Source organism: Lysinibacillus sp. (assembly GCF_032093475.1).
Taxonomy (GTDB): domain Bacteria; phylum Bacillota; class Bacilli; order Bacillales_A; family Planococcaceae; genus Lysinibacillus; species Lysinibacillus irui.
On the sequence record NZ_DAMDAY010000033.1, the window covers coordinates 1 to 5,943 of the forward strand.

Annotated in this window: 8 protein-coding genes and 2 tRNA genes; 3 read left to right on the forward strand and 7 right to left on the reverse strand. The window is 37.5% G+C overall.

All coding sequences use genetic code 11. The annotated features are described in order from the left end of the window. Positions 1–66 precede the first annotated feature (66 nt). The 3 genes from RT445_RS09325 to RT445_RS09335 all read left to right on the forward strand — a co-directional run bounded on the left by RT445_RS09325 (position 67) and on the right by RT445_RS09335 (position 638). Positions 67–143, forward strand: a tRNA-Met gene (locus RT445_RS09325). Between the two features lie 5 nt (positions 144–148). After that, a tRNA-Glu gene (locus tag RT445_RS09330) sits at positions 149–220 on the forward strand. 166 nt (positions 221–386) lie between these two features. Further along, a complete protein-coding gene (locus tag RT445_RS09335) occupies positions 387–638 on the forward strand; it encodes a hypothetical protein (RefSeq protein ID WP_312507367.1) in 252 nt (83 codons plus the stop codon). Positions 639–723: 85 nt separating this feature from the next. On the opposite strand, the gene RT445_RS09340 is transcribed toward RT445_RS09335, so the two are convergent. The 7 genes from RT445_RS09340 to RT445_RS09370 all read right to left on the reverse strand — a co-directional run. Further along, positions 724–1,152, reverse strand: a complete 429-nt coding sequence (locus RT445_RS09340; protein WP_274795172.1) for a S1 domain-containing RNA-binding protein — start codon at positions 1,150–1,152, stop codon at positions 724–726. 134 nt (positions 1,153–1,286) lie between these two features. Then, complete coding sequence (locus RT445_RS09345) at positions 1,287–1,691, reverse strand: FtsB family cell division protein (protein WP_274795170.1); 405 nt, start codon at positions 1,689–1,691, stop codon at positions 1,287–1,289. 17 nt (positions 1,692–1,708) lie between these two features. Then, complete coding sequence (yabQ, locus tag RT445_RS09350; protein WP_312507368.1) at positions 1,709–2,200, reverse strand: spore cortex biosynthesis protein YabQ; 492 nt, start codon at positions 2,198–2,200, stop codon at positions 1,709–1,711. Beyond that, the gene (yabP, locus tag RT445_RS09355; protein ID WP_004229167.1) at positions 2,197–2,496 is read right to left on the reverse strand and encodes a sporulation protein YabP; all 300 of its coding nucleotides are present in this window, start codon (positions 2,494–2,496) and stop codon (positions 2,197–2,199) included. The genes yabQ and yabP overlap by 4 nt, the downstream gene beginning before the upstream one ends. 147 nt (positions 2,497–2,643) lie before the next feature. Next, positions 2,644–2,934, reverse strand: coding sequence for an RNA-binding S4 domain-containing protein (locus tag RT445_RS09360; protein WP_274795169.1), 291 nt, complete (start codon positions 2,932–2,934; stop codon positions 2,644–2,646). A 4-nt stretch (positions 2,935–2,938) separates the two neighbouring features. Continuing rightward, positions 2,939–4,399 carry a bifunctional methyltransferase/pyrophosphohydrolase YabN gene (gene yabN, locus RT445_RS09365; RefSeq protein WP_274795168.1) on the reverse strand — a complete coding sequence of 487 codons (1,461 nt, stop codon included), beginning with the start codon at positions 4,397–4,399 and terminating at the stop codon, positions 2,939–2,941. A gap of 9 nt (positions 4,400–4,408) precedes the next feature. After that, a partial coding sequence (locus RT445_RS09370; protein ID WP_313470452.1) for a putative polysaccharide biosynthesis protein occupies positions 4,409–5,943 on the reverse strand: 1,535 nt, incomplete at its 5' end.

Here is a 5,943-nt window from a genome sequence, read left to right on the forward strand (position 1 = left end):
GAACACCACCTTGCCAAGGTGGGGGTCGCGAGTTCGAACCTCGTCTTCCGCTCCATTTACTATATTGGCGGCCTAGCTCAGCTGGCTAGAGCGTACGGTTCATACCCGTAAGGTCGGGGGTTCGATCCCCTCGGCCGCCACCATAGTAGGCCCGTTGGTCAAGTGGTTAAGACACCGCCCTTTCACGGCGGTAACACGGGTTCGAATCCCGTACGGGTCATCTCAAATAGGCGTCTCAGAATCTACTTCTGAGGCGCCTATTTTTATTCTAAAAATGTAAGCTATGGACTCCTAGAATTCACTCATTACGTTGAAAATTCTATGTAACAAAGTTTAAAATATGGCATACTAAATAAAAGATTTATTTTTAGGGGGGTTCATTTTCCTTGGGCGCATTAACGAAGGCTGCTTTAATTTGTGGGAGCGGCTCGATGATTATTTTAATTTCAATTCTTATTAATTTACCTTTTTTTGTTCAAATAGCACTATTACTTTGCGGACTTGCGGTAAGTATATATGGTGTTTTTTTACTTGTCAAAATGGTGACCCATCCAGCAGAAAAGGCTATTATCGCTCCTGCTGACGAAAAGGATATAACACCTATAAAAAAGAAGAGAAGGCCTTCTTCTACTCTATAGGGACATGAAAAAAGGGATTAGCTATGAACAAGCTAATCCCAACTCTATTTCATACACTTTTTCTACGATTAAAACAGTCAGCAAACTACCCTCTTCTAGCTCCGCGACCTCCGCGTTTTGATTCTGTAGCACGTTTAAGTGTTGCTAGACGTTCATCACTATCTTTTAAGAAGCGTGCCATTTTTTGCTCAAAATTTTCTTTTGGCTGGTGGCGTTCGTTGCGATCATTAGAACGATTCTCACGACGTGGGCGTGCTGGTCGCTCTGGTCTCTCAGCTTGAGGCTTTGCTTTACGGATTGAAAGACCAATCTTTCCGTCCGCTTCAACATTCATCACTTTTACTTCAACTTCATCTCCAACTTTTAGATGCTCATTGATATCTTTTACATAATTGTCAGCAACTTCACTAATGTGAACTAAGCCTGTTTTGCCATCTGGCAGCTCAACGAATGCTCCAAAATTTGTGATTCCTGTTACTTTACCTTGTACCTTGCTGCCTACTTCAATTGACATAAAAAAAATGCTCCTCCTTAAAAATTAAGCGACTCTTTTGAGCCATGTAATCAATTTAATCAAACCTTTTACTACTATAAGCTTCTCTTTTCATTATATATAACAATAAAAGAGTGTCAACAATACATAGCTTTTCAGTCGTCCTTTTTATCTTTCTTATCTGGCATAATGAAAATAACTTCACCTTTTTCGGATAAGTAATACTCTTTTCTTAGTAGTTTCGCGATATATTCATCATCCTGTAATTGTTTGATTTTAAGGTTTAATGTTTCTTGTTCCTCTTTCAATTCAGTGAGATGCTTATTCGCTTCTTCTTTTGATTTCTCTTTTGCCGCTAATGTTTCATTTTGATGTGACAGCACATTTAAGAGAAGAGCGATAATAATGACTGGTACAATCGCAAAAAAGACAATACGACGCATTTTACGTTTACGAGCTTGTTGTTTGCGATTTATAGCTCTATCCGTGTTACGGACATAGTCATTATCAAGCTTTGTGAAGTTCTGTTGTTCATCATTTGATGAATGACGTCTAGTCATGCCCGCACCTCCGAAAATTATTGTTGCTTTTTATTATACTTCAAATATCGTAATTTTTTAAAAAAAGTGTAGGACAAATACGAATAAATTTTGACAAAAGGTCTTATAACAAACATTACTATATTTAATAATAGCTGCAAAATATGTCGAATTACAGTGACAATGAAACGTACAATGAACCAGAAGGGCCTCCATGTTATATTCACCAAAATTCTAGCTACGAAACGTAAAAAAGTTTGAAAAAACGATTGATACAAAAAAATTCCGGCTATTTGCGCTAGCGGGTCATAAGCCCGCCAAGCGCCGTCTTTTAGCCAAAATAATAAATAATATGTCAATCCTCCAAGTAGAATCCATGTTAATATTTCAAAAATCATCATCCACTTGCGAAGGCTTGACCTTTTTGGAGTTGAAAAAACAATAAGTCTTACACTATCAATTATGAAACCAACTGCTATACCGCTCAAAACCATGACAATTAATTGATAAAATTGTTCACTAACAATCATCCAAATAACTTATGAAGGAAACCTTTCGAGAAGCCACTTTCCTCCTCGTCATACTGTAAGGTTTTTACAGTTCCTTCAAGTGTCAATAATCCTTTGTCAACATCTAAATGAACGATATGCAGTTCCTCACCACGAATTAACAAGTGCCCTTGGGACGTCTTAATAAAAAACTCTTCCTGATCAAAGCGTTCAATTGATTTTACAGAAGTCATGTCCATTCTTTTACGATTACGAATCGTTAAAATATGCTCTCCAGATGGAATTGTGTAACGATTACTTTCTTGATGTAGCGTCATTTTCTTCCTCCTTTAGTCGTCCTAGCTTCTGTTCACTTTATGCGGACAACCTTCAAAGCATGACAAACTTTATTTAAGTTGTGCATTACTTTCATCCACAAAAGAAGGGTAGGGCAACATTAGGTAAGTTAGAAAATAAAATTAACGCTATTCTTCATCATCGATAAATTCAGGTTCAACTTTTTCTAGTCTTTCTTCTTTCAAAATTGTAAACATTTTTGCTGCATCTTCTTTTTTCACTGTATCACTTAATTCTTCAACACGAGCTGTTACTATTTTTTGACCAAAACGGATAGCTAGCTCATCCCCAGCTTTTATAGCACTACTAGCTTTTGCTACCTTTCCATTGACTGTAATACGCCCTTGATCTGCCACCTCTTTAGCTAAAGTGCGGCGTTTTATTAAACGGGATACTTTTAAAAATTTATCTAGTCTCATCTTTTTACTCCCTTTCTAATTGCTTTGCTTCATTCCAGAATGCATCTAATTGTTCTAATGTAAAATCAGCAAATGATTTTCCACTAATTTTCACCTGTTCCTCTACATAACCAAATCGTCTAGCAAATTTCTCATTTGCATGTAACATGGCCTCTTCTGGAGACAGCTTGTAAAAACGTGCTAAGTTCACTAATGTAAATAATACATCACCAAACTCATCAAGACGGGAGGCATTTGAGCCTTTTGTCACCTCATGGCGGAATTCCTGCCATTCCTCAGCAAACTTATCCCATGCTCCCTCCACATCAGGCCAATCAAAACCTACTTTGGCAGCTCTTTTTTGGTAGTTATAGGCTGTTTGTAATGAAGAGGATGCTCTATACTCTTCTTTTAATAATGGTTTATCGCTAGTACCCTTTTCCTTAGCTTTGATTACCTCCCAATTGGCAACTACAGCATCAGCATCCTCTACTGCTACATCACCAAAAACATGCGGATGGCGACGAATCATTTTTTCGCTAATTGAAGCTAAAACATCCTCTAGTGTAAAGTAGCCTTGATCTTCACCAATTTGGGCATGTAAAAATATTTGTAATAGCACATCACCAAGTTCCTCAATCATTGCAAAATCATCCTCAGCATCTACAGCAGCCAAGTATTCATGTGCTTCTTCAAGTAAATATTTTTTTAATGACTCATGTGTTTGTTTTTGATCCCAAGGACAGCCATTCGGACCTCTTAGCGTGGCAATAATTTGGCGGAATGTTGTCCAATCTCTCAATGCTTCTTCCTGAGATTTTACAGGCGGAACGTACACTGTTGTTAAATTATTTACTTCGACACTTTGATCGAGCTCATAGAGAGGTACCGTTACAATCTTTTCTTGTGAAGACCCTGCAGCCGTAACAACTGTCACAGGGTACTCATCAGCGTATTTTTCCATCAATGTTAGCTTCACTTCTGAAGCACTAAATGTATCGTATACTTGAGCAATTAAGATATGTTGACGCATGTTGATGTCATGCATTGAAAAACTAGTACCATCAAGTAATTGGAAGCCTTCAATTGGGTCAATTTTTAATGCGCCAAAGATTGGGTCCAGGAAACTTTGACCACCCTCAATGACTAAATTAATTCGACTATTATTAGCCGCTGCAATAAGTAATTGTACTGTTTGTTCTGCAACCAATGGGTGGCCTGGCACAGCATACATAATATCCTCAACAGCAGTAGCTTCAATAAGAGCATCTGCAATTTCTGCATAGACTGGCTGGAATGCATCATGTTTTTCATAAACCTTATCAAAGCTTTCGAATTGTACTCCCTCAGCTTCTAATTCCTTTAATACTGGATGATCCACTGTTCGTACATATAATTTTTTAGCAGCCTTTAATTTTCTATAAACGCCCATTTGCAGCTGATTAAAATCCCCCGCACCTAAGCCTATAATTGTTAATGTATTCAATATTCACACCTACTTCTTTGAATTTAGCCATAATTGGTAGACAGCCATTCTGCGTCCAAACGGCAATAAATACCACTCTTTTTCTACTAACACTCGTTTCTTAGCAATAATCGTTAGCATAGCAAATGCGCCAAAAAATACAGCTGTTAGACCTGCCACCACCGCCATCAAACGTGAAGACATCAAATGGCTTAAAAACGCTGATGCTATTTGTAACCATACGAGTACAACAGCTGCCATACTTAATGATGCCACCCCTACTTTTTTATAAAAGTCTCCTGATGCAAATTGAATACCAGTCAATCCTTTCAAATAAACAATAAGCAAGAAGGCTGTTACTAATAATCCAATATCATTCGCAACAGCTGCACCTAATACACCCAACCAACCAATTAACCGTACATTCAATATGATTTTTAACAAAAAGCCAATGATTAAAAATAATGCTGGCTTTTTTAATTTACCATATCCTTGTAAGATTGCCGTAAATGTAAGAATAATTGACAATGGGACGATTTGGAATACATAGACGATTAAAACTTCTGATAAAGTATTGGTTTTAAAAAGCATTTCATTTATATAAGGCATGACAAGCATTAAACCTAATGAGGCTGACCAGCCAAATAGTATCGATGCTTTGTATGTTAACTGTATAAATGGTATAGCACTTCGCCCCTCTTGTTTTTTCGACAAATGAGCAACAAGTGGCACAATAGCAAGCGACAACGAAGAAGCGATAACAACCCCTAATTGTACTAACGGCTGTCCACGATCATAAATACCTTTCGTTTCCTTCGCTAATGTAGGTGCCATACCATTGTCAATCAATGATGTATAAATCGTAAATGAATCGACCAGCTGGTATCCAAGTAATAGTAGACCACTCATGCTGACACTTAAGCTCAACCATGTTACTTCTTTAATAATTGAAATACTTTTCACCTGATGTAGGTGTTGATTATTTCGAAGTCCAAATCGTTTATAAAAGATATAAGCAAGCAATAACAGGGCCGTAACTTCACCAATTACTGTACCGATAACAGCCATTTTCCCTGCATCATAAAGTGATTTTGTTGTTGTCATTATAATAAAGGTGCCTACTAAGATAACAGTTACTCTAATCGTTTGTTCGAGAACTTGGGCATATGCAATAGGCTCCATAATGCCTCTAGATTGAAAGCCACCTTTCATAATTGCTAGTGCTGGCATAACCAATACTACAAGGGAGCCTGTACGTATTAAAGGTGCCAATTGAACATCACCCATCCACTGGGCTATAATTTCAGCACCTCCAAATAAAATTGCAAAAAATAATAGCGATAATATCGTCAAATATCGGAAAACCACACGCATAATGGTGTTTCGTCGTTTCTGACGTTCTACTGTATCAGCAATGCAATCATTATCTGCAAGCATTTTAGAAATGGCCACAGCAAAGCCACTAGATGTCCAAACAACGAAAATTGATATAACGGGATACACCTGTTGATAGATATAAAAGCCTTCATCTCCAACTAGATTTTGAAAAGGTACACGATAAATTG

Coding starts and splice junctions, on each gene's coding strand:
- RT445_RS09345 (WP_274795170.1), bottom strand. CDS start 1,691: ATGACTAGACGTCATTCATCAAATGATGAACAACAGAACTTCACAAAG.
- RT445_RS09360 (WP_274795169.1), bottom strand. CDS start 2,934: ATGAGACTAGATAAATTTTTAAAAGTATCCCGTTTAATAAAACGCCGC.
- yabQ (WP_312507368.1), bottom strand. CDS start 2,200: ATGATTGTTAGTGAACAATTTTATCAATTAATTGTCATGGTTTTGAGC.
- yabP (WP_004229167.1), bottom strand. CDS start 2,496: ATGACGCTACATCAAGAAAGTAATCGTTACACAATTCCATCTGGAGAG.
- RT445_RS09340 (WP_274795172.1), bottom strand. CDS start 1,152: ATGTCAATTGAAGTAGGCAGCAAGGTACAAGGTAAAGTAACAGGAATC.